Source organism: Chelativorans sp. (assembly GCF_031180965.1).
GTDB lineage: Bacteria > Pseudomonadota > Alphaproteobacteria > Rhizobiales > Rhizobiaceae > Chelativorans.
In genome coordinates this window covers 93,440-113,131 of the sequence record NZ_JAPSLH010000008.1, presented here as the reverse complement: position 1 = coordinate 113,131, position 19,692 = coordinate 93,440, and the positions used below count along the sequence as shown (strand labels likewise).

The window sequence follows — 19,692 nt, the reverse complement described above, 5'->3', positions numbered from 1 at the left end:
ACGGGAGGCTTGGAATGCGCCGCTTCTCGCGGCCCGCAAGCATCCTGCAATCCTGCCCCATGACCTGTCCATCGGCGGCATCCGGATCTGTCCGGAGCCGAAGCGCCCGCTCAGCAGGCGCTATGCTGGTGGCGGGCTCCCGCCTGGAGAGCCCGCCGCCAGAACTAGCGACGCAGCCCGAGCCTCTCGATGAGGGTCTGGTAGCGGCTCTCATCCTTCCGCTTGACGTAGTCAAGCAGACGGCGGCGCTGCGAAACAAGCTTCAACAGACCACGGCGGGAATGGTTATCCTTCTGGTGGCCCTTGAAATGCTCGGTCAGGTTTTTGATGCGCTCGCTGAGGAGTGCCACCTGGACCTCCGGCGAACCGGTGTCACCCTTGGCGGTGGCGAATTCCTTCAGGATCTCCTGCTTGCGCTCGGCAGTAATCGACATCGGGTGTCCTTTCTCTTCAACATAGAGGGCACAGCCGCCCATAGCCGGGATGTCGTCCAGCCAGGGCCCGCACATCGCGCGAAACCGCAATGATCGGGCGCATATAGTGCATCCCGGAGGGGATTGCCAGATAAAAGGCGAATCAGACCGAAGCGAGGGAATGCGTCCGCTCGGGCACGAGGCGCTTCAGCGGGATCCGGAAGACACATTCCAGCCCGTCGCGATGGAACGTCCGCGAAATCTCCGCATCCAGCGTGCCGCCCAGCATGCGCTCGATGATCTCCGTGCCAAATCCCCGCTTGGCGGGTCGGCGCCGTAGCAGGGCCAGGTGCTCGCGCCATGTAAGCACCAGCGTCTCGCCTTCCACTGCCCAGTCGACCGAAAGACGCCCCGTCCGCGAGGCAAAGGCGCCGTATTTGGCGGCATTGGTGGCGAGCTCATGAACAGCAAGGCCAATAGTCTGTGCCGCCTGGTTTGACAGGCGGAAGGGAGGCCCGGAGATATCGAGCCGCTTCAAATCCTCGGGCCTGAAGGGTTCTATCTGCGCCATCAGCAATTCGCGCAGTTCGACGCCGGTTGCGCCGCCGGCAATCAGAAGATCGGTCGAGCGCGCGAGCCCATAGAGGCGCTTCTGGAAGGAGTCGAGGAAGGCCGGCAGCGAGCGCGAGCTGCGCGCCGTCTGCTTCGCCATGGAGGAGACCACGGTGAGCTGGTTCTTCGCACGATGCGCCACCTCCCGCATGAGCAAGCGGATTTCGTTTTCCGCAGTCTTGCGATCCGTAGAGGCTTCGGAAAGCGCGGCCGATACCGTCGCCACCTCGGCAATCGGATAGCGCACGGCATCAACCGGCTGCCCCGCGCCCAGTCGGCGCGCATCATAGGCGAGCCTACGCACGGGTCCGGCGATCTGCCGGCCGATGAGCCAGGCCGCGAGCGTGCCGATCGCGATGATCACCAGGCTGCCGCCGAAGAGGAAGCGGAGGGCGCGGCGGGTCGGCTCTTCCACCGCCGCCGTCGGCGCCCAGACGACCACTTTCCAGCCGCTGTATCGCGATTCGCGAATGATCCGCAGATAGGACTCGGAGTTCATATCCTCCGCCAGGCGGGCGGTCTGCGGGGCGCCGCTGCCACTGATATCCAGAAAAAACGGCTTGCCGACGCTGGACGACATGAAGGAGGAGGCGATGACGATGCCGTTCCGGTCGAGGAGTGAGGCATTCCAGCCGCCGCGGAGCATCTCCTGCGACAGCGCGTCCGCCATCGAATCGGCGTCACGCGTCAAAACCAGAAGGCGCGGCGGCTGGTTTTCGCGCAGAAACGGCAGGACAACATTGAAAACCCAGTTTTGCGAGGTGCGGCCGAAAAAAACGCCGGAAATCGCGGGCGCGCGCGTGTTCAGCGCCCGTTGCGCCGATTCTGGATCTCCCGTCACGCCAAGAGGGCTCCCGAAAGGCACCCGGGTGTTGATGAGCTGGCGGAAATTCTCGTCGAGCACGATCAGGTAGGATCCGGTGCCGCTCAGCGCGGCTTTTCCCCGGTCATAAAAATCCTGCAGGTTGCCGCTGGTGAGCGAGCGAGTCGTTGAGAGCACCCGAAGGGTGGTCTCCATGCCCGCAAGCTCTCGGTCCACCGCTTCGGCAATGGAGCCAGCCATCGCCTCGGCCAGCGTTTCGACGATCTCCCGCTGCGCTTCATCGTTGCGCTGGAGAAGCACCGCCGAGATGGCAAGCGCCGGCACAATCGTCACCACGATGAGCAAGAATAGATAGAAGCCGATCGGCTTCGGGCCAGTCAGCCGCGCGTGCAGCTTCTGACCGAAGCGTATCTCCGCATCGGGGCGGCTAGCGCCGGTATCCACGTCGCCCATTGCCACTGCCTGTCCAACCCGCTCTTCCGTTCAATGCGGAACTCAGACATGCGTTGCAATACAAACCTTTGTCGGGATGCGCTATGGCTTTTCTCAACCTCCGAACACGCGCTTGGGCTTGAACATGCCCGCCTCCACCGCGCCGATGGCAACGAGCCTGCCGCGCGCGCTGGCCCAGGCTTCCGGCGCCTCGACCGGTGCGTCCCGCCCCCGGAGGATGACGGAGTTGCCGAGGCGGATTCGGCTCGCGGCGTCGTCGCTCAGCACCAATTCCGGCAATCCATCGAGAGCCGCCGTGGTGTCGAGCAGGAACGAATCCAGAGCGGCAAATCGTTCCTCCTCGGTCTGGGCCTTTTCTGCAGCCTCCTCCAGCACCTTCAGAGGGACGAGTTGGGAGGGATCGAACGGATAGACCTCAACACGTCGCAGATCGGCTACATGGCCGAAACAGCCGAGATCGCGCCCCAGATCCCGGGCAAGCGAGCGCACATAAGTGCCCTTGCCACACTCGACTTCCAACACGGCCTTGCTCGGCTCGGGCATCGAAACGAGCTCGAGCCGACCGATCTCCACCTCGCGCGGCGCGATCTCCACCACCTCGCCCTCGCGCGCGAGATCATAGGCGCGCTCGCCGGCGATCTTTACGGCCGAGAACCGCGGCGGCGTCTGCATGATGAGGCCCGTATATCGCGGCAGAAGCGCGCGAACCTCCTCTTCGGTCGGAGTCTTGTTGCAGGACTTCGTGACGGGGCCTTCAAGATCGTCGGTGGAGCGCTCCGCGCCCCAGGCAACGGTGAAGCGATAGACCTTGGCACCTTCCATCACATACGGCACCGTCTTGGTCGCCTCACCGAGCGCAATCGGCAGCATGCCCGAGGCGAGGGGATCAAGCGTGCCAGCGTGGCCCGCCTTCTGGGCGCCGAAAAGCCATTTCACCTTGGAGACGGCGTCGGTCGAGCCCATACCCGGCGGTTTGTCGAGCACCAGCCAGCCCGAAACGGGCCTGCCCTTCTTTTTTTTGCGAGCCGCCATCCGGCAAGGTTCCTTCCAATATCTCTTCTTGCGGGCGTCTGTGTCAGCCGCCGCTGCCACTGTCAGGGTCGTCGTCCTCGAGATCCCTAGCCACCTCCGGCGACCTCAGGATGCGGTCGATCTTCTCGAAATTTTCGTAGCTCGTATCGATGCGGAAGCGGAACTCGGGCATGTAGCGCATCTGCCGGAGAGCCGGCGAAACACGTCCCCTGATGTAGCGTGCATGGCGGTTGAGCGCCGCCACGACCGCGTCCTTATCCGCGCTCCCGAGCGGCGAGACGAAAGCCGTGGCGATCTTCAGGTCCGGCGACATCCGCACCTCGGAGACAGAAATGACCACGCCCTCAAGCGCAGGGTCGCGCAAATCCTCGCGTTGGAGGACATCGGACAGCGCGTGACGGGTCTGTTCGCCGACGCGAAGCTGGCGTTGGGAAGGAGCAGAGTTAGGCATGGGCAAAGTCGCTCGTCAAATGCATGCGGCTGCCGTGCTCCGGCGCCGCTTGCGACTCTAGGTAGGATTTCGATCTCACCGGCAAGACCGCCGCTGAAAAAGTGGTGGCCGCTTCGCCGCGGCCACCGCCCTCCTTATAGCGTCCGGGTCACCATCTCGACGCGATAGGCTTCGATCACATCGCCGACGCGGATGTCCTCGTAGTTCGCGAAGGCCATGCCGCATTCCTGGCCGGCCGGCACCTCCGAAACCTCGTCCTTGAAGCGCTTAAGCGTCTTCAGCGTGCCCTCGTGGATCACCACATTGTCGCGGATGAGGCGGACGCCCGCACCACGCTCGACCTTGCCTTCCGTCACGCGGCAGCCAGCCACCTTGCCGACCTTGGTGATGTTGAAGACCTCGAGGATCTCGGCATTGCCGAGGAAGGTCTCGCGCCGCTCGGGGGATAGGAGGCCAGACATGGCCGCTTTGATGTCATCCACCAGATCGTAGATGATGTTGTAGTAGCGGATTTCGATCCCCGCCTGCTCGGCCGCGTCGCGGGCCTGCTTGTTGGCGCGCACGTTGAAGCCGATGATGGCCGCTCCAGAGGTCTCCGCGAGCGAGATGTCGCTCTCGGTGATCGCGCCGGCAGCCGCATGAACAATGCGCGCCCGCACCTCCTCGGTGCCGAGCTTCTCGATGGCGTTGACGATAGCCTCGATCGAGCCCTGCACGTCCCCCTTGATGATGAGCGGGAACTCCTTGACGCCGCTCGACTGCAGCTGCGACATCATCTGCTCGAGCGAGCCGCGCTGGCCGGCCTGGCGGGCAACGGCCTTCTCGCGCGCCTTGCGCTGGCGGTACTCGGAAATCTCGCGTGCTCTGGCCTCGGTGTCGATGACGGCGAAGCGGTCGCCCGCCTGCGGCGTGCCCTGCAGGCCCAGCACCTCCACCGGGGTGGAGGGCGGAGCGGCCTTCACCATCTCGCCCCGCTCGTTGACGAGCGCCCGCACGCGACCCCACTCATTGCCGGCGACGATGATGTCGCCCGGCTTGAGCGTGCCCTTCTGAACGAGCACCGTAGCCACGGAACCGCGGCCGCGGTCGAGCTTGGCCTCTACCACGACACCCTCGGCCGTGCGGTCGGGGTTTGCCTTGAGCTCGAGAATCTCCGCCTGCAGGAGGATCGCTTCCAGCAGTCTGTCGAGATTGGTGCCCTTGACAGCGGATACTTCCACATCGAGCACGTCGCCGCCCATGGATTCGACGAATACCTCGTGCTGGAGGAGTTCCGTGCGAACCCGCTGAGGATTGGCATCCTGCTTGTCGATCTTGTTGATCGCGACGATGATCGGAACCCCGGCCGCCTTGGCATGGCTGATGGACTCGATCGTCTGCGGCATCACGCCGTCATCGGCCGCCACGACCAGCACGGCAACATCGGTCGCCTGTGCGCCGCGGGCACGCATCGCGGTAAACGCGGCGTGGCCGGGAGTGTCGATGAAGGTGATCGTGTGGCCGTTCTGCTCGACCTGATAGGCGCCGATATGCTGCGTGATGCCGCCAGCTTCGCCGGCCGCTACATTGGCCTTGCGGAGGGCGTCTAGCAGTGAGGTCTTGCCGTGGTCGACATGGCCCATGATGGTGACGACCGGCGGCCGCGGCTTTAGATCCTCCGGGCGGTCCTGAATATCGAACAGACCTCCTTCGACATCCGATTCAGCCACGCGCTTCACGGTGTGGCCGAACTCGACCGCCACCAGCTCCGCCGTATCGGCATCGATCACGTCGCCGGGCTTCATGATCTGGCCCTGCTTCATAAAATATTTCACCACATCGACCGCCCGCTCGGACATGCGGCTGGCGAGCTCCTGGATGGTGATAGTTTCCGGCAGCACGACCTCACGCGCGACCTTCTCGCGTGGCTCTTGGTGCAGGGCGCGCTTGAACTTCTCCTGCCTGCGCCGCATGGAAGACAGCGAGCGGGCGCGCGTCTCTTCGTCGGAGAGAGCCGTATTGAGCGTGAGCTTGCCGCGGCGGCGTTCGTCCTCCGCGCGAGGCTTTGCCGGACGTGCCGGCGCTTCGACCTTGGGAACGCCGCGCTTGGCTGGACCGCCACGGCCGCGCCCCTCCTCTTCCTCCTCGACCTCCACGCCGGCCACAGCCTCGACCGCAGGAGCGCGTCGGCGTGCCTCTTCCTCGGCACGCTTGCGTGCTTCGGCCTCAGCCTTCAGGCGGGCTTCCTCCTCGGCCTGGCGCCGGGCGGATTCCTCGCGCTCGCGGCGGCGGCGCTCTTCTTCTTCGGCACGACGCGCGGCATCCTCGGCGGCGCGCTTGCGCTCTTCCGTTTCGCGCAGTTTGGAATCCTGCAGCGCGCGTCGGCGGGCCTCCATCTCCTGCGTGGAAAGCTCGTTCAGCACTACGCCAGAGCGGGGCGGGGCCGGCTGCGGCCTTGGCGCCTCGCGCTGCTGGGGTGCAGCCGCCGCCGGCGCCGCGGTCACAGGAGCAGCGGGCTTCGGACGCAAGGGCGAAACCGGCTCGGCACGCTCGTCCGGCCGGGCGAACTTGCGCTTCTTGGTTTCGACAACGACGGCCTTCGTGCGCCCATGCGAAAAGTTCTGACGCACAGTGCCCTGCTCCATGCCGGGCCTTTTCAGCGTCAGCGTCTTTTTCGGGTTCACGCTCAGCGTCTTGTCGTCACCAGTCTTCGTGTCTGTCATTCCATATCCTCTGCGGCGTCCGCCGCACTCGACGCTTGCCAGTCCGGGGCTATTCCTCGATATCGGGCCAGCGCTTCAATGCGCCTCAGCGCTGCCTCGCCCGGCCCCCGGTCGAGCACGGCAGCATGTATCACATTTGTGGCCCCTAATGCCAAACCCAATTCGGCTTCCGAAAAGAGCTTGTATGCCGGGACTGCGGGGCCGCCGACATGGGCAATCGATCTTCGCGCGCTCGCGATCTTGCGGACGCCGTCGTCGGAAGCTTCCGTTGCGTGCAGCACCGCAAGAACCTTGCCGCTGCGTATGCCGGCTTCTACCTTCGCCGCACCCAATGCCACGGCTCCGGCCTTGCGCGCAAGGCCAAGAGCGCCAAGGGCGCCGCTGGAAAGCAAAGAATCGACCATCGCAGCGAGATTCGGCGGCACAGTGACCGCCGCTTTCAGCGCGCGGGCAAAAAGATTCTTCGCCGCCGCCTTCTCGACCAGATTTCTTTCAGCAGTGACCCAGCAGCCGCGCCCGGGCAGCTTCCGTTTCAGGTCGGGAACCACCATGCCGTCCGGACCCGCCACGAACCGGATCAGCTGATCCGGCTGCAGCGGCTCGCGAGTCACGATACATGTGCGGTCGTTCATCTGGTTTCACAAGACCCCTGGCGGCACGAACAGGCATTTCCCTCAGCCTTCCACCGGCTCGGCCTCTTCAGCTTCGGCTTCCGTCTCAAGATCGTCGCTGCTGATCCAGCCGGCCTTAAGACGTGCGGCCATCACCATCTGCTCGGCGTCCGCGCGTGAAACGTCGAAGTCGGAAAGCACCCCAGGGAAGAATTTGTTCTCTCCGTCCTTGCGCTCCTTCCAGCCAACGAGGTCGTCCACGGCATAGCCGGCGAAGTCTTCGATCGTCTTCACGCCGTCTTCGCCCAGCTTCACCATCATGGCGGTGGTCAGGCCGGGAATCTCGCGCAATTCGTCGGAAACGCCCAACTCCCTCCGCTTGGCGTCCTGCTCCGCCTCGATGCGCTCCAGATATTCGCGGGCCCGGGCCTGGATTTCCTCGGCCGTATCGTCGTCGAAGCCGTCGATGGAGGCGATTTCGCCTGACTCGACATAGGCGAGTTCCTCGACGCTCGTGAAGCCCTCCGAAGCGAGAACCTGGCCGACCATCTCGTCGACGTTCAGTGCGTCCATGAACAGGGTGGAGCGCTCGACGAACTCCTTCTGGCGGCGCTGCGACTCTTCCTCCTCGGTCAGGATGTCGATGTCCCAGCCGGTCAGCTGCGAGGCGAGGCGCACATTCTGGCCGCGGCGGCCGATCGCCAGCGAAAGCTGGTCGTCGGGAACCACCACCTCAATGCGCTCGGCGTCCTCGTCGAGCACCACCTTGGAGACCTCCGCCGGCTGCAGCGCGTTCACGATGAAGCTCGCCGCATTCTCATTCCAGGGAATGATGTCGATCTTCTCGCCCTGAAGCTCGGCCACCACAGCCTGTACGCGCGAACCGCGCATACCGACGCAGGCGCCGACGGGGTCGATGGAAGAGTCGCGGCTGATCACCGCGATTTTCGCGCGGCTGCCCGGGTCGCGGGCAACTGACCTGATCTCGATGATGCCGTCATAGATTTCCGGCACTTCCATGGTGAAGAGCTTCGCCATGAACTGCGGATGTGTGCGCGACAGGAAGATCTGCGGGCCGCGCTGCTCGCGCCGCACGTCGTAGACATAGGCGCGGACGCGGTCGCCGTACTTGAACGTCTCGCGCGGGATCAACTCGTCGCGGCGGATAATGCCCTCGCCCCGGCCCAGATCCACGATCACATTGCCGTATTCCACGCGCTTCACCGTGCCGTTGACGATCTCGCCGATGCGGTCCTTGTATTCGTCATATTGCCGGTCGCGCTCAGCTTCACGCACCTTCTGCACGATGACCTGCTTGGCCGATTGCGCCGCAATGCGGCCGAAATCCATTGGCGGAAGCTGTTCGGCGATGAAGTCGCCGACCTGCGCGTCTGGATTGCGCGCGCGGGCGAGCGACAGCGGGATTTGCCTCGCCGGCTCCTCCACATCCTCGACCACTTCCATGAGCCGCTGCAGCTTCATTTCTCCGGTCTGCGGATTGATGTCCGCGCGGATATTCGTCTCCTGACCATAGCGGGACCGGGCCGCCTTCTGGATGGCGTCGGCCATCGCCGCGATCACAATCCCCTTGTCAATCGACTTCTCCCGGGCGACCGCGTCGGCGATCTGCAAGAGCTCCAGCCTGTTTGCACTGACTGCCATGTTCATTCTCCTCAAACACTGGATCAACGGGCGCTCGGCCGGCTGTCCAAAAACCTATTCTTCGGTGGCGGCGCCTTCGCCCTCTGCCGGCATTGGTTCGCCGCGGCGGCGCGCCTTCTTGCGCTGCCGCCTTTCTTCCTTGTCTTTCTTCAGGGCCTCGCGGATGAGCGCATCCGTCAGCACCAGCTTCGCATCTTCGATCGCGTCGAGAGGGATTTCCGCCACCGGCTCCTCGCCTTCGGCCACCTTGTCGCGCGCTATCGTCACCATCTCGGCGGTGCAGCCCGTGATTTCGCCGCGAAACCGTTTGCGCCCGCCAACCATCACAGAGGTCTCGATTTTTGCGAGATGGCCGATCGCTGCCTCAAAATCGCCGAGCCGCACCAGCGGCCGGTCTATTCCGGGGGAGGAAATCTCTAGTTGGTAAGCGCCATCGATGGGATCCTCGACATCGAGAACCGGAGAGACTGCTCGGCTTACTTCCTCGCAATCCTCTACCGTCATCGTGCCGTCCGCACGTTCCGCCATGATCTGCAGGGTGAGCCCGTCCTGCGCGGAGAGCCGCACTCGGACCAACCGGTATCCCAGCGCATCGAGCACGGGCATGACGATGCCCGCCACACGCGCGTCAACGCCGCTTTCGCGAATGATGCGATCATCCTGCATTCAGGTCTCAACGTCCTCCAAGCCGACCTCGGTAACAAAAAAGAGCGGGACCGGCGGGACCCACTCTTCGTCTTAGTGACCAAGAATTTGATCTGGATATAGCGGAGCGGCGGCCGACTTTCAAGAAGATCCGCACACTGGTGTTGCTGCGATGCACAATTCGCATGGATGCATTGCACAAAAGCCCCTACCGCCGACGCCTGAACTTCATTATTTCCAGGCCTATAGAATGGAGATGTCCGATGCGCGCACGCAACTTCGTAAATGGGATCGGCCGGTTCTTCGACGTGATGGACAGCGCCATCAAGGTGTCGAATGCGGTCAATAATCGCAGGCGGCCGAACGCCGCCGATCTTACCAAGCTCGGCATCGATCCCGAGCGGTTCGGCGAAATCAACTTCCGCTAAATCGCGCTCACACGCGAGTGAACGTGAGATAGGCCGGGCGGCGTCCTTCGCGAACGGCCTTCTCTTCATAGCGGGTTCCCGGCCAGTTTACGAAGGGAACGCGCCAGTCGTCCGCGCTTGCGGCCTCCCAGCTGAAAGCTGGGTGGATGCGGCACGCCAACAAGGTCCAGTTCACATAGGAAGGAATGTCGGACGCGAAGCGAAACTTCGCCCCCGGCCTCAGCACGCGCGCAAATCGATCAAGATTCACGGGGCTGACGAAGCGCCGTTTCCAGTGCCGCTTTTTCGGCCAGGGGTCAGGGTAGAACAGGTCTATGCCGACAAGCGACGCGTCTGGAAGCCACTCGAGGAGTTGCGTCGCATCGTCGTCGTAGAGGCGGAGGTTCGGCGGCGCCCTCCCTTCCAATGCGGCGGCGAGCTTCGCCATCCCGTTGACAAAGGGCTCGACACCCAGAAACCCTGTCGCCGGATGCCGCTGCAGCTCGGCAAGAAGGTGTTCGCCTCCGCCGAAACCGATTTCCAGCCGCACATCCTGCACCGGACATGCGAACAGTGTGCGCAAATCCTCCGGGGCAGCGGAAGCAAGATTCACCCTGAGCCGCGGCAACACTTCTTCAAGCGCGGCGAGCTGCTGCGGACGCAGACGCTTGCCGCGCCTACGCCCGAAGAATGCTTCCGTCGATCGCTCCGGGTGGCCGGCTTGCGTCATGCGCCGCTCACGCGGCTCTGGCGAGCGCCTGCTTCAGCGACTTGACGAGATCCATGCGCTCCCAGGAGAAGGAGCCGTCACGACCGGGCTTCCGGCCGAAATGGCCATAGGCCGAGGTCTTCGCATAGACCGGCCTGTTGAGATCGAGATGGCGCCGGATGCCGGTGGGTGACAAGTCCATCACCTGCCGGATGGCAAGCTCCACCTCTTCCTCCGACACGCGCCCTGTGCCGTGCAGATCTACATAGATCGAGAGCGGCTGCGCCACGCCGATCGCGTAGGAAAGCTGGATCGTGCAGCGGTCGGCCAGCCCGGCCGCCACTACGTTCTTCGCAAGATAGCGGGCGGCATAGGCAGCCGAACGGTCGACCTTGGTCGTGTCCTTTCCGGAGAAGGCGCCCCCACCATGGGGCGCCGCACCGCCATAGGTGTCGACGATAATCTTGCGGCCGGTCAGGCCCGCATCGCCGTCAGGCCCGCCGATGACGAATTTTCCCGTAGGATTGATGTACCACCGGCAATCGTCGGCAATAGCGAGTCCGCCGCTCTCCAGGGCCTGGCGGATATAGGGCTCCACCACCTGCCGGACCTTCTTGTTGTCCCAATCGGGATCGAGATGCTGCGTGGAAAGAACGATCTCGGTGGCGGCAGTCGGCTTGCCATCCGTATAGCGCACCGTCACCTGGCTCTTGGCATCGGGACCGAGCTTGGCGACCTCTCCCTTGCCTGTCCTGCGCGCTTCCGACAGCGTTTGCAGGATTCGGTGGGCGTAATAGATCGGCGCAGGCATGAGATCCGGCGTCTCCCGGCAGGCATAGCCGAACATGATCCCCTGATCTCCGGCGCCTTCCTCTCCCTGCCGGTCGGCGGCATTGTCCACCCCCTGGCCGATATCGGGCGACTGGCCATGCAACAGCACGTCAATCTTCACGTTTTTCCAGTGAAAGCCCTCCTGCTCGTAGCCTATGGAACGGATGGCTCGGCGCGCAGCGGCCCGGAATTTCACGGGGTTTATGATCGGATTGCCGCGGCTATCGGCAATCACATTGCCTTCCTTGTCCCGTTTGAGGAGGCTTTTCGGGACGCGGACCTCGCCAGCGATGACCACACGGTTCGTGGTGGCGAGGGTTTCGCAGGCTACCCGGACCTTCCATAGGTCCATGCCTTCCTTTTTCGCTTCGCGGTATACGAGATCGACTATCTCGTCGGAAATGCGGTCGCAGACCTTGTCCGGATGCCCTTCGGAGACGGATTCGCTGGTGAAAAGATAGTTTCTGCGCGCCACGGGTAACCCCTCTGAGAAAAGCCGGCAAGGGCCAGCGTCTGGCGGCATCTTGTTAGCCACCGCCAGAGGACTGGTCAAGAACTTGGGCCCTCTATTCGGCCGTGGCAGGGTCGGCCGCCAGCGCCTTTACCAAATCGAGTACTCGACGCCGAATCTTTGGGTCGGAGATCTTGGCGAAGGCCCGATTTAGCTGCACGCCCTCCGGAGTGTTGAGGAAATCAGCCACATAGGAGGATCCCTCCTCGGAAAGACCGGGCGTGCCGGGTCTGTCCTCGCTCGGTGCACCTTCGAAGAAGAAGGACACCGGCGCGTTGAGAATGGACGCGATCGCCTGCAGTCGGCTCGCCCCCACTCGGTTGGTGCCCTTCTCGTATTTCTGAATTTGCTGAAATGTGATCCCCAGGCTTTCGCCCAGCTTCTCCTGGCTGACCCCTAGCATGTTCCTTCGCAGCCGTATCCTGCTACCGACATGAACATCTATGGGGTTCGGCCGCTTCTTGTTGATACTCATATATCCCTCGCCGCACGGGACAGTTGACAGCACATACCGACGAGGTCACGCCCCCCATATGCCGGGTGGCCCCAGCTGCGCGAAGAGTCGGCTTTTTGCATATGCGAAGGCAAACTGGCGATGTCAATTCAGCGCCCCCTTACGCCTGCGCCTATGCTTAACAACCACGCGAACAGCGCCAAAATTGCCGAAAATGCAAGTACCTGCAAGGGGATGCGGCCACTTTTCGAGATTCTGGGCCACAAACGTGATTGACAGTCCAACAGGAGGACGGCGCCACAACGCCCGGTTGGTGTACGGCTGATCGGCGGGGCAGCACCGGGGGCACGCCGCGGCAACACGACGTGGCGGCGGTGGGACGTCGTTGTGTGCTCCCGCTACCTTGCGAGCCTGGGACGACGACAACTTTCCCGGATTGGGTGCCGGCGAGCAGACCTGTCGATGATGATAGATCATCCCGACCAGCAAGCGGAAAATCGACATTTTTTGATATGGAGGTGGCGCTTTCAGGCGCGGAGGCGGCAAAGATTTCCATGAGAGTAGGGCTTTGCGACCGGGATGGCGCCCAGGAGGTGCCGCCAGAGTGTGCGTCTGGCTCTGGCGCCCGGCCGCTGCCGTATCTCGGAACGGTGCCGCCCGCCTCCAGCCAGGACCTGCCTGCGCGGATGCAGCAGCAAACTCATACGCGCGGCGAAGTTGTCATTCGGTGCAAATACACAGCACGAAAACTGCTGCCGCTGCGAGGCCGCGGCGCAGAAATTTTTTCCCCCGATTTTTGCGCTTTGGGCGCGAATGCGACCGCCGTGCGGCCATCTGACGCGCCCGTCCGACCACGCGAGCCTGCTGGTTATTGGACCGGAGCCTCCGGCGGCTTCAGGATACGGCGGCGGCGCTCGGCCGTTCGCCCTTGCACGATGCGCACGCGCTTGACGCGGCGCGGATCTGCATCGAGCACATGGAATTCGAAGCCGGGCACTGCCTGCACCACCTCGCCGCGCACCGGCACACGGCCAAGCGTGTTGAAGATCATGCCGCCGATGGTGTCGACGTCCTCGGCATGTTCGCCGGGGCGAAAGCCTTCACCAATAGCTTTCGCGACTTCCTCGATCTCGGCACGGGCATCGACAAGGAAGATGCCGTCGCCGGTCTTTTCGATCATCGGCTCGTCCTCATCGTGCTCATCCTCGATGTCGCCGATCACCATCTCGACAAGATCTTCCAGCGAGACCAGCCCGTCGGTGCCGCCATACTCGTCGATCACAAGCGCCATCTGGATACGGTTGGCCTGCATGCGCGCCATCAGATCCGACGCGAGCATCGACGGCGGCACAAAGAGGAGCGGCCGCACGATGTTGAGTTCGCCGATCGTACGGTTGAGGTCGACGCTGCCAAGCGCAAGCGGCGGATTGGGAGCTATGGGCTTGCGGCTACGCCCATTCTTGTGCCTGGAGGCGCGGATCAGGTGTGCAACCACGTCGCGGATATGCACCATGCCGCGCGGATCGTCGAGGCTCTCGACATAGACCGGCATGCGAGAATGAGCGCCACGCTCGAACTGGTTGAGCAGATCTCCGAGGGTGGTAGAAAGCTCCACCGCCTCTATATCCGCGCGGGGCACCATCACATCCTCAACGCGCAGTGCCCTCAGCCGCAGGATGTTGTTGAGCATCGCCCTTTCGGTTGGCGACAGGGGCGCGGAATCGGAGGTGTGCTCCGCCAGCGCCTCGGCAAGGTCGTCTTGCAATGTGGCGCTGTTGCGCAACCGCAGCCGGCTCGCAATGCGGGTGAAGAATGATGGCAGCCCTCCGGTCCGTTGCGGAGGTCTACTAGAGCCGTCATCCCCCTCCCCGGGGGAACTCGCGGCTTCGCTCGCCGGCGCACCGCCGGGGGCGATCATGGAAACGTCGCTCATGGTCTTTCGTTCGTTTGACCCAAAGTTAGGCATAGGGATCGGGAATGGCAAGGCTTTGCAGGATTTGTCTTTCCAACGCCTCCATGTCCTCGGCCTGCTGGGGCAATTCGTGGTCGTAGCCGAGAATATGCAGGAAGCCGTGCACGAGCAGATGTGTGAGATGATGTTCGAACGGCTTCTCCTCGGCCTCCGCCTCAGACGCGACGATCCCGTAGCCTAGCGCGATGTCGCCCAGATGACGCGGGGCGCCGGGCGGGAAAGCACGAGCTTCGGCGGGAAAAGACAGCACATTGGTCGGCTTGTCCTTGCCGCGAAAACGAGCATTCATCGCCCGCATCTCGGCATCGTCCGTAAAGAGGATGGTGAGCGGCCCGGCCGGGGCGCCGTCCACCAGAGCTGTCGTCGCGGCTACGGCCTGTTCCGCGAAGTGCTGAAGAACCTCTTGCGGAGGCCATTCTCCGGCCTCGACGACGCAATGGACGGAGATCGCTGATGGTTGGCTGTTCTCAGCCATTGCTCTCCCGTGCCGGAGCCCTTGCGCCACCTGCATTGCGGTCGTAGGCCTCGACGATAGCTGCCACCAATGGATGCCGGACCACATCCTTCTCATTGAAACGGACGGTGACGATGCCCGGCACTTCCTTGAGAATGTTCATCGCCTCGACCAGACCTGACTTGGTGTTGGGGGGCAGGTCTATCTGGCTTGGATCGCCGGTTACGATCATCCGCCCATTCTCACCGAGGCGAGTCAGGAACATTTTCATCTGCATGGGGGTGGTGTTCTGCGCCTCGTCAAGAATCACCACGGCATTGGAAAGCGTGCGACCGCGCATGAAGGCGAGCGGGGCGATCTCTATTACGTCCGCGGCAAGCGCCCTCTCCACCTTGTCGGCAGGCATCATGTCATAGAGTGCGTCATATAGCGGCCGCAGATAGGGATCGACCTTCTCCTTCATGTCGCCGGGTAGGAAACCGAGCCGTTCGCCTGCCTCGACGGCGGGCCGCGAGAGCACGATGCGGTCCACCATCCCGCGCTCCAAAAGCATGGCTGCATAGGCAACGGCGAGGAAGGTCTTGCCGGTGCCTGCCGGCCCAGTGCCGAAGACCAGCTCCGAGCGCTCCAGCGCGCGCATATAGGCATCCTGATTGGCGGAACGCGCATACACGGTGCGCTTGCGCGTGGAAATCTGCGCAGCGGCCAGCTTGCCCTTACCCTCGAAGGTAGGCAGGCTCAGCTGATCGTCGGCCGCTAGGGCAAGCCGTACGGCGCCATCCACCTCCGAGGCGGAAAGCTCGGTTCCGCCCTGCACGAGGCCGTAGAGATAATCTAGAGCCCGGCGGGCCTGCTCGGCCGCCCCAGACTCGCCCTTGATGGCAAGCTGGTTGCCCTTGGAGCGGATATCAACACCAAGCTTCTGCTCGATGCGGGCCAGATTTTCGTCGAACGGGCCGTAAAGCGCTCCGGCGAACTTGTTGTTGTCGAAGGTGAGCACGATATGCGCCATATCGGACGCCCCGACAGGCATACTCTTCAGCTCCGTACCGCCGGTCAAACGCTTTCCTCCTCTGTGGCCTGCAGTGTGGCCACGTTCCGAACCGTTTCGCCGAACAGGCTGTGACTGCCGGCCCGCGTGATTGTTACGCGGACAATGTCTCCGATTTTGCCGGCCTTTTCATCAACAATCACCGGCTGCAGCCATGGGGAACGGCCGACAAGCTGGTTGGGTTCGCGGCCGGGCTTCTCCAGGAGCAGGTCGATCTCCGCTCCGACGAGACTCTGCGCAAAGCCGGATTGCTGCTCGGCAAGCAGCGCCTGCAAGCGCTGCAGCCGCTCGTCCTTCACCGGCTCAGGCACCTGGTTCTCCATCTCTGCCCCGGGCGTACCGGGTCGGGGCGAATATTTGAACGAGAATGCCTGCGCGTAGTTCACCTCGCGCACCAGGCGCAGCGTCTCCTGGAAGTCCTCCTCGGTCTCGCCGGGAAAGCCCACAATGAAGTCGCCGGACATTGCAATGTCGGGTCGAGCTGCACGGATGCGGTGGATCAAGCGCAGATAGTCGGCCACCGTGTGTCGCCGGTTCATCGCCTTGAGAATCCGGTCGGAACCGGCCTGCACCGGCAGATGCAGGTAAGGCATGAGCTCGGGCAGATCGCGGTGAGCCTCGATAAGTTCGTCATCCATGTCCCGCGGGTGGCTGGTCGTGTAGCGCAGGCGATCAAGGCCGGGTATTTCGGCAAGCCGGAACAGCAGGCGGCCAAGCCCCCACTCGCTGCCCCCCGGACCTTCGCCGTGCCAGGCATTTACGTTCTGACCGAGCAGCGTCACCTCTCGGACACCGGCCTCGGCGAGCCTTTCGGCCTCGGCCACGATCTGCGCCACCGGGCGCGAGATCTCGGCTCCGCGCGTATAGGGGACCACGCAGAAGGTGCAGAACTTGTCGCAGCCTTCCTGCACCGTCAGGAAGGCCGTGACGCCGCGGCTTCTGACGGATGTTCGCTCTGGTGCGGGCAGATGCTCGAACTTGTCTTCGATCGCGTAGTCGGTCTCGACGATCTTCTCTCCAGTCCTGACCCGCTGAACGACAGCTGGCAGGCGATGATAGGTCTGCGGTCCGATGACGAGATCAACCATCGGTGCCCGGCGCAGGATTTCACGTCCTTCCGCCTGGGCGACACAACCTGCCACGCCAATCACCGTCTCGCGGCCGTGCCGTGCCCGCTCCTCCTTGAGAACGCGGATGCGGCCGAGTTCCGAATAGACCTTCTCGGCGGCTTTCTCGCGGATATGACAGGTATTGAGGAGCACGAGATCGGCGTCTTCGATCATCTCGGTGGGCCTATAGCCATCCGCCGCCAGCGCGTCAGCCATGCGCTGAGAATCGTAGACGTTCATCTGGCAGCCATAGGTCTTCACGAAGACTTTTTTGTCCCTCGGCGACGCGGCCTCCGCTGTCTCGGAGGCGAGGCTGGCTGAACGTTCCGTCGTCACACTCTGTTCCATAGGGGCTAACTAGCGCCAATCGGGGGCAAAAAACAGACGAATCTTCCGGTTCAGGGGTCGCGGCGGCGTAGCGCCGCGCCGAGCATTCGGCGGACCTCCGCCTCCGCCGCGCGGGCAACGGTCTTCCGGTTGCCGTCGGCCGAAAAGGGGATTGGGTCGCCAAACCGTACTTCCACGTCGACCGCACCCTGACGGAGCATCATCATGAGGTGCGGCACAAAATCCATATCGCCGATCCAGGCCATCGAGCCGCGCTCGCGCCAGCTAAGCAAAAGCCCGTTCCGCCGCAGATAGGCGATCGCCACCGGCTGCACAAGAACCCGCCTGGTCTCCTGTCGTTGCAGGGCGAGCCGCGCGGCATCCAACAGCGTGCTCTTGAACGGCATGACGCGGTTGCCGTCCCCGGTCGTGCCCTCCGCGAAGAGCACCATGGGATCTCCGTCAGAGAGCCGGCCAGCGATCTCGCGAGTCTGATTAGGCGCCGCGCGCCTGCGGTCTCGCTCCACGAAGACGGAGCGCTGGAGGCGCGCGAAGGTGCCCAACACCGGCCAATGCTGCACTTCCGATTTGGCGATGAAATGAACATCGGCAATCGAGCCGAGAACGAGGATGTCGGTCCAGGACACATGGTTCGACATGATGAGGAGCGGCCTGCCCTCCGCTGGCCCGCCCGCCCGGTGAACCCGCACTCCCAGCGCCTTCAAGGTGAGCCGATGCCAAAGCCGCGGAACCGTGCGGTCGCTCCACCATCCGGTGCGTAGCGCGAGCTCTTGAACGAGCATCAATGGTGGCGTGTATAGAGCGATGAGCAGGATCTTGCCGCCGATGCGGGCAATTTCGAACATGCACCGGATGCGACTCTGGCTCAACGCAGGTCGCGGCGCATGACGATCGCGTGGGACCGTCGAGCGTTCGCATCCCGGTAGTAGTCGGGCCTGTGCCCCACCTGCCGGAAGCCGAGCCGCCGGTAAAGTGCAAGCGCGGGAGCGTTGTTCTCGTCGACCTCGAGGAACAGCGCTTCAGCGCGTTCGGCGTGGAGCGTGCGCAGGACCGCATCCATAAGCATCCTGCCGATGCCGCGGCGGCGCACCTGGCGGGCAACTGCGATTGTGAGGATCTCCGCCTCGCCCGCTGCGAGTCGGGCGAGCACGAAGCCGCAGGGTTTTGATGCGGGATGTCCCTCTTCGATCGCTGCAAATCCGAAGACGGTATCATCACCAAGCAGCGACTCGAACTCGCCGTCCGTCCATGGACGTGCGAAATCGTCGCGATGCAACTCGGCTAACGCGCGGCAGTCGGTCAGCTGAAGCCGGCGCACGGAAAAACTTCGTCGCAAAAAACGGGCCAGTGAAAGCGCCATCATGGTCCCTTCAGCGGCAGGGCGAAGCCGGTCTGCGGCCTTGCGTCCGGTGCGCGCAGATAGAGGGGCCTGGGCTTTTCCCCCGCCTTCGGCCGGCGGGCGGCCACCCGGGCGTAGGCGAGAATGTCCGCGGTAGCTCCCAACGGGCCCATGTCGAGGCTCCCCCCCGCCGCGTGCGCAATGCGTTCGGCCGCATCGCCGGCAAGCACGGGGCGATCGGCCCGGGCTATAGCTATCGCCTCCTCCGAGGCGGCAAGGCGCGGGCCATCGAGGACACTTCCATCTGTGTCGAAGTGTGCCAGGCAAACGGGCTCGGAATGGCCGAGCACACACAATACCGGCCGGTATGGGAAGCGCCCGCGCGCCTCTTCTGCGATCGCTTCCGGAGTGGTTACGCCGACTGCTGGAATTTTGAGCGCCAAAGCAAGGCCGCGCGCGGCGGATACTCCGACACGAACTCCGGTGAAGGAACCCGGACCGACCGCTATCGCGATCGTGTGGACCGCTCCGAACAAAAGGCTTGCCGTTTGTAGAGCTTCCTCGATCACGGCCATGACATGCTCTGCGTGACCTTTGCCGAGGTCCATCACCGCACGGCCCTTCTCCACCCCTGTGCCCGCATCGAAGACGCAGGCGGAGCACAGCGAGGCGGAGGTATCGATGGCAAGGATGTTCATCTCGGACATGCGCCGCGCTCAGGCTTCAACAGTCCCGCAGAGCCGCAACTCCAGGCGCGGCAGGATTCGCCCGGGAATGGAGCCGGAGGGAGATCGACCGACGATCTGCCCGCCCATCCTCTCGTAAAAGGCCAAAGCACCCGGATCGGCGTCCAGCGCGAGCACCCGCGCCCCTTTCCTCAGAGCCTCCGTTTTGGCCCATTCGAAAAGTACTTTGCCGATCCCCCGACCCTGCAGGGCCGGATCGACAAAAAGCTTCTTGAGCTCGGCATGCTCCCCATCGACGGATATTTCCGCTATCCCTGCGCAAAAGCCATCGAGCTCTGCCACCGCGATATGGGACTCGCCAGGATTGACGGTCAGTTCCTCCCGACAAGCGGCCATAAAGGCTGCATCATAGCCATG

20 protein-coding genes are annotated in these 19,692 nt (G+C 63.5%); 1 reads left to right on the top strand and 19 read right to left on the bottom strand.

Translation table 11 applies throughout. From position 1 onward, the window contains the following. Window positions 1–164 precede the first annotated feature (164 nt). The 8 genes from rpsO to rimP all read right to left on the bottom strand — a co-directional run bounded on the left by rpsO (window position 165) and on the right by rimP (window position 9,425). Window positions 165–434: a 30S ribosomal protein S15 gene (gene rpsO, locus RIN79_RS08785; protein WP_309084267.1), complete on the bottom strand. Its 270-nt coding sequence runs from the start codon at window positions 432–434 to the stop codon at window positions 165–167. Window positions 435–576: 142 nt separating this feature from the next. Continuing rightward, entirely contained in the window at window positions 577–2,301 is a 1,725-nt protein-coding gene (locus tag RIN79_RS08780; RefSeq protein ID WP_309084266.1) for an HWE histidine kinase domain-containing protein, read from the bottom strand. Window positions 2,302–2,394: 93 nt separating this feature from the next. Next, complete coding sequence (truB, locus tag RIN79_RS08775) at window positions 2,395–3,333, bottom strand: tRNA pseudouridine(55) synthase TruB (RefSeq protein ID WP_309084265.1); 939 nt, start codon at window positions 3,331–3,333, stop codon at window positions 2,395–2,397. A 43-nt stretch (window positions 3,334–3,376) separates the two neighbouring features. Further along, the gene (gene rbfA, locus RIN79_RS08770; RefSeq protein WP_309084264.1) at window positions 3,377–3,784 is read right to left on the bottom strand and encodes a 30S ribosome-binding factor RbfA; all 408 of its coding nucleotides are present in this window, start codon (window positions 3,782–3,784) and stop codon (window positions 3,377–3,379) included. Between the two features lie 134 nt (window positions 3,785–3,918). After that, a complete protein-coding gene (gene infB, locus RIN79_RS08765; protein ID WP_309084263.1) occupies window positions 3,919–6,486 on the bottom strand; it encodes a translation initiation factor IF-2 in 2,568 nt (855 codons plus the stop codon). Then, complete coding sequence (locus RIN79_RS08760) at window positions 6,483–7,118, bottom strand: RNA-binding protein (protein WP_309084262.1); 636 nt, start codon at window positions 7,116–7,118, stop codon at window positions 6,483–6,485. Before RIN79_RS08760 ends, infB begins: the two co-directional genes overlap by 4 nt. A 42-nt stretch (window positions 7,119–7,160) precedes the next feature. Then, window positions 7,161–8,759 (bottom strand): transcription termination factor NusA, encoded by a 1,599-nt coding sequence (nusA, locus tag RIN79_RS08755; RefSeq protein WP_309084261.1) that lies wholly within the window; start codon window positions 8,757–8,759, stop codon window positions 7,161–7,163. Between the two features lie 54 nt (window positions 8,760–8,813). Then, window positions 8,814–9,425, bottom strand: coding sequence for a ribosome maturation factor RimP (gene rimP, locus RIN79_RS08750; RefSeq protein ID WP_309084260.1), 612 nt, complete (start codon window positions 9,423–9,425; stop codon window positions 8,814–8,816). 242 nt (window positions 9,426–9,667) lie between these two features. Here rimP and RIN79_RS08745 point away from each other — a divergent pair, with 242 nt between their 5' ends. Beyond that, window positions 9,668–9,832 carry a hypothetical protein gene (locus RIN79_RS08745; RefSeq protein ID WP_309084259.1) on the top strand — a complete coding sequence of 55 codons (165 nt, stop codon included), beginning with the start codon at window positions 9,668–9,670 and terminating at the stop codon, window positions 9,830–9,832. Window positions 9,833–9,839: 7 nt separating this feature from the next. Here the strand turns inward: RIN79_RS08745 and RIN79_RS08740 are convergent, their stop codons facing one another. The 11 genes from RIN79_RS08740 to RIN79_RS08690 form a co-directional block, all read right to left on the bottom strand. Next, complete coding sequence (locus tag RIN79_RS08740) at window positions 9,840–10,541, bottom strand: tRNA (guanosine(46)-N(7))-methyltransferase TrmB (protein WP_309084258.1); 702 nt, start codon at window positions 10,539–10,541, stop codon at window positions 9,840–9,842. 7 nt (window positions 10,542–10,548) lie between these two features. Next, the gene (gene metK / locus RIN79_RS08735; RefSeq protein ID WP_309084257.1) at window positions 10,549–11,826 is read right to left on the bottom strand and encodes a methionine adenosyltransferase; all 1,278 of its coding nucleotides are present in this window, start codon (window positions 11,824–11,826) and stop codon (window positions 10,549–10,551) included. A 91-nt stretch (window positions 11,827–11,917) separates the two neighbouring features. After that, a complete protein-coding gene (locus tag RIN79_RS08730) occupies window positions 11,918–12,337 on the bottom strand; it encodes a helix-turn-helix domain-containing protein (protein ID WP_309084256.1) in 420 nt (139 codons plus the stop codon). Between the two features lie 847 nt (window positions 12,338–13,184). Continuing rightward, on the bottom strand, window positions 13,185–14,249 hold the full coding sequence (locus RIN79_RS08725; RefSeq protein WP_309084255.1) for a hemolysin family protein: 1,065 nt from the start codon (window positions 14,247–14,249) through the stop codon (window positions 13,185–13,187). Window positions 14,250–14,274: 25 nt separating this feature from the next. Continuing rightward, window positions 14,275–14,763 carry an rRNA maturation RNase YbeY gene (gene ybeY, locus RIN79_RS08720; protein WP_309084254.1) on the bottom strand — a complete coding sequence of 163 codons (489 nt, stop codon included), beginning with the start codon at window positions 14,761–14,763 and terminating at the stop codon, window positions 14,275–14,277. Then, on the bottom strand, window positions 14,756–15,775 hold the full coding sequence (locus RIN79_RS08715) for a PhoH family protein (RefSeq protein WP_375165899.1): 1,020 nt from the start codon (window positions 15,773–15,775) through the stop codon (window positions 14,756–14,758). The genes ybeY and RIN79_RS08715 overlap by 8 nt, the downstream gene beginning before the upstream one ends. Window positions 15,776–15,798: 23 nt before the next feature. Beyond that, window positions 15,799–17,250, bottom strand: a complete 1,452-nt coding sequence (gene miaB / locus RIN79_RS08710) for a tRNA (N6-isopentenyl adenosine(37)-C2)-methylthiotransferase MiaB (protein WP_309084253.1) — start codon at window positions 17,248–17,250, stop codon at window positions 15,799–15,801. Window positions 17,251–17,300: 50 nt separating this feature from the next. Next, window positions 17,301–18,095, bottom strand: a complete 795-nt coding sequence (locus RIN79_RS08705; RefSeq protein WP_309084252.1) for a lysophospholipid acyltransferase family protein — start codon at window positions 18,093–18,095, stop codon at window positions 17,301–17,303. 20 nt (window positions 18,096–18,115) lie between these two features. Beyond that, a complete protein-coding gene (gene rimI, locus RIN79_RS08700) occupies window positions 18,116–18,610 on the bottom strand; it encodes a ribosomal protein S18-alanine N-acetyltransferase (RefSeq protein WP_309084315.1) in 495 nt (164 codons plus the stop codon). Further along, on the bottom strand, window positions 18,610–19,296 hold the full coding sequence (gene tsaB / locus RIN79_RS08695) for a tRNA (adenosine(37)-N6)-threonylcarbamoyltransferase complex dimerization subunit type 1 TsaB (protein WP_309084251.1): 687 nt from the start codon (window positions 19,294–19,296) through the stop codon (window positions 18,610–18,612). Before tsaB ends, rimI begins: the two co-directional genes overlap by 1 nt. 9 nt (window positions 19,297–19,305) lie before the next feature. Continuing rightward, window positions 19,306–19,671: a GNAT family N-acetyltransferase gene (locus RIN79_RS08690; protein ID WP_309084250.1), complete on the bottom strand. Its 366-nt coding sequence runs from the start codon at window positions 19,669–19,671 to the stop codon at window positions 19,306–19,308. Window positions 19,672–19,692 lie beyond the last annotated feature (21 nt).

Bases quoted from the DNA above. Each gene is read 5' to 3' on its own strand.
- rimI (WP_309084315.1), bottom strand. From the start codon at position 18,610: ATGGCGCTTTCACTGGCCCGTTTTTTGCGACGAAGTTTTTCCGTGCGC.
- ybeY (WP_309084254.1), bottom strand. From the start codon at position 14,763: ATGGCTGAGAACAGCCAACCATCAGCGATCTCCGTCCATTGCGTCGTC.
- rbfA (WP_309084264.1), bottom strand. From the start codon at position 3,784: ATGCCTAACTCTGCTCCTTCCCAACGCCAGCTTCGCGTCGGCGAACAG.
- miaB (WP_309084253.1), bottom strand. From the start codon at position 17,250: ATGGAACAGAGTGTGACGACGGAACGTTCAGCCAGCCTCGCCTCCGAG.
- RIN79_RS08705 (WP_309084252.1), bottom strand. From the start codon at position 18,095: ATGTTCGAAATTGCCCGCATCGGCGGCAAGATCCTGCTCATCGCTCTA.
- RIN79_RS08730 (WP_309084256.1), bottom strand. From the start codon at position 12,337: ATGAGTATCAACAAGAAGCGGCCGAACCCCATAGATGTTCATGTCGGT.
- rpsO (WP_309084267.1), bottom strand. From the start codon at position 434: ATGTCGATTACTGCCGAGCGCAAGCAGGAGATCCTGAAGGAATTCGCC.
- rimP (WP_309084260.1), bottom strand. From the start codon at position 9,425: ATGCAGGATGATCGCATCATTCGCGAAAGCGGCGTTGACGCGCGTGTG.
- RIN79_RS08725 (WP_309084255.1), bottom strand. From the start codon at position 14,249: ATGAGCGACGTTTCCATGATCGCCCCCGGCGGTGCGCCGGCGAGCGAA.
- RIN79_RS08715 (WP_375165899.1), bottom strand. From the start codon at position 15,775: ATGCCTGTCGGGGCGTCCGATATGGCGCATATCGTGCTCACCTTCGAC.
- RIN79_RS08740 (WP_309084258.1), bottom strand. From the start codon at position 10,541: ATGACGCAAGCCGGCCACCCGGAGCGATCGACGGAAGCATTCTTCGGG.
- infB (WP_309084263.1), bottom strand. From the start codon at position 6,486: ATGACAGACACGAAGACTGGTGACGACAAGACGCTGAGCGTGAACCCG.
- RIN79_RS08760 (WP_309084262.1), bottom strand. From the start codon at position 7,118: ATGAACGACCGCACATGTATCGTGACTCGCGAGCCGCTGCAGCCGGAT.
- RIN79_RS08690 (WP_309084250.1), bottom strand. From the start codon at position 19,671: ATGGCCGCTTGTCGGGAGGAACTGACCGTCAATCCTGGCGAGTCCCAT.
- truB (WP_309084265.1), bottom strand. From the start codon at position 3,333: ATGGCGGCTCGCAAAAAAAAGAAGGGCAGGCCCGTTTCGGGCTGGCTG.
- RIN79_RS08780 (WP_309084266.1), bottom strand. From the start codon at position 2,301: ATGGGCGACGTGGATACCGGCGCTAGCCGCCCCGATGCGGAGATACGC.
- nusA (WP_309084261.1), bottom strand. From the start codon at position 8,759: ATGGCAGTCAGTGCAAACAGGCTGGAGCTCTTGCAGATCGCCGACGCG.
- tsaB (WP_309084251.1), bottom strand. From the start codon at position 19,296: ATGTCCGAGATGAACATCCTTGCCATCGATACCTCCGCCTCGCTGTGC.
- RIN79_RS08745 (WP_309084259.1), top strand. From the start codon at position 9,668: ATGCGCGCACGCAACTTCGTAAATGGGATCGGCCGGTTCTTCGACGTG.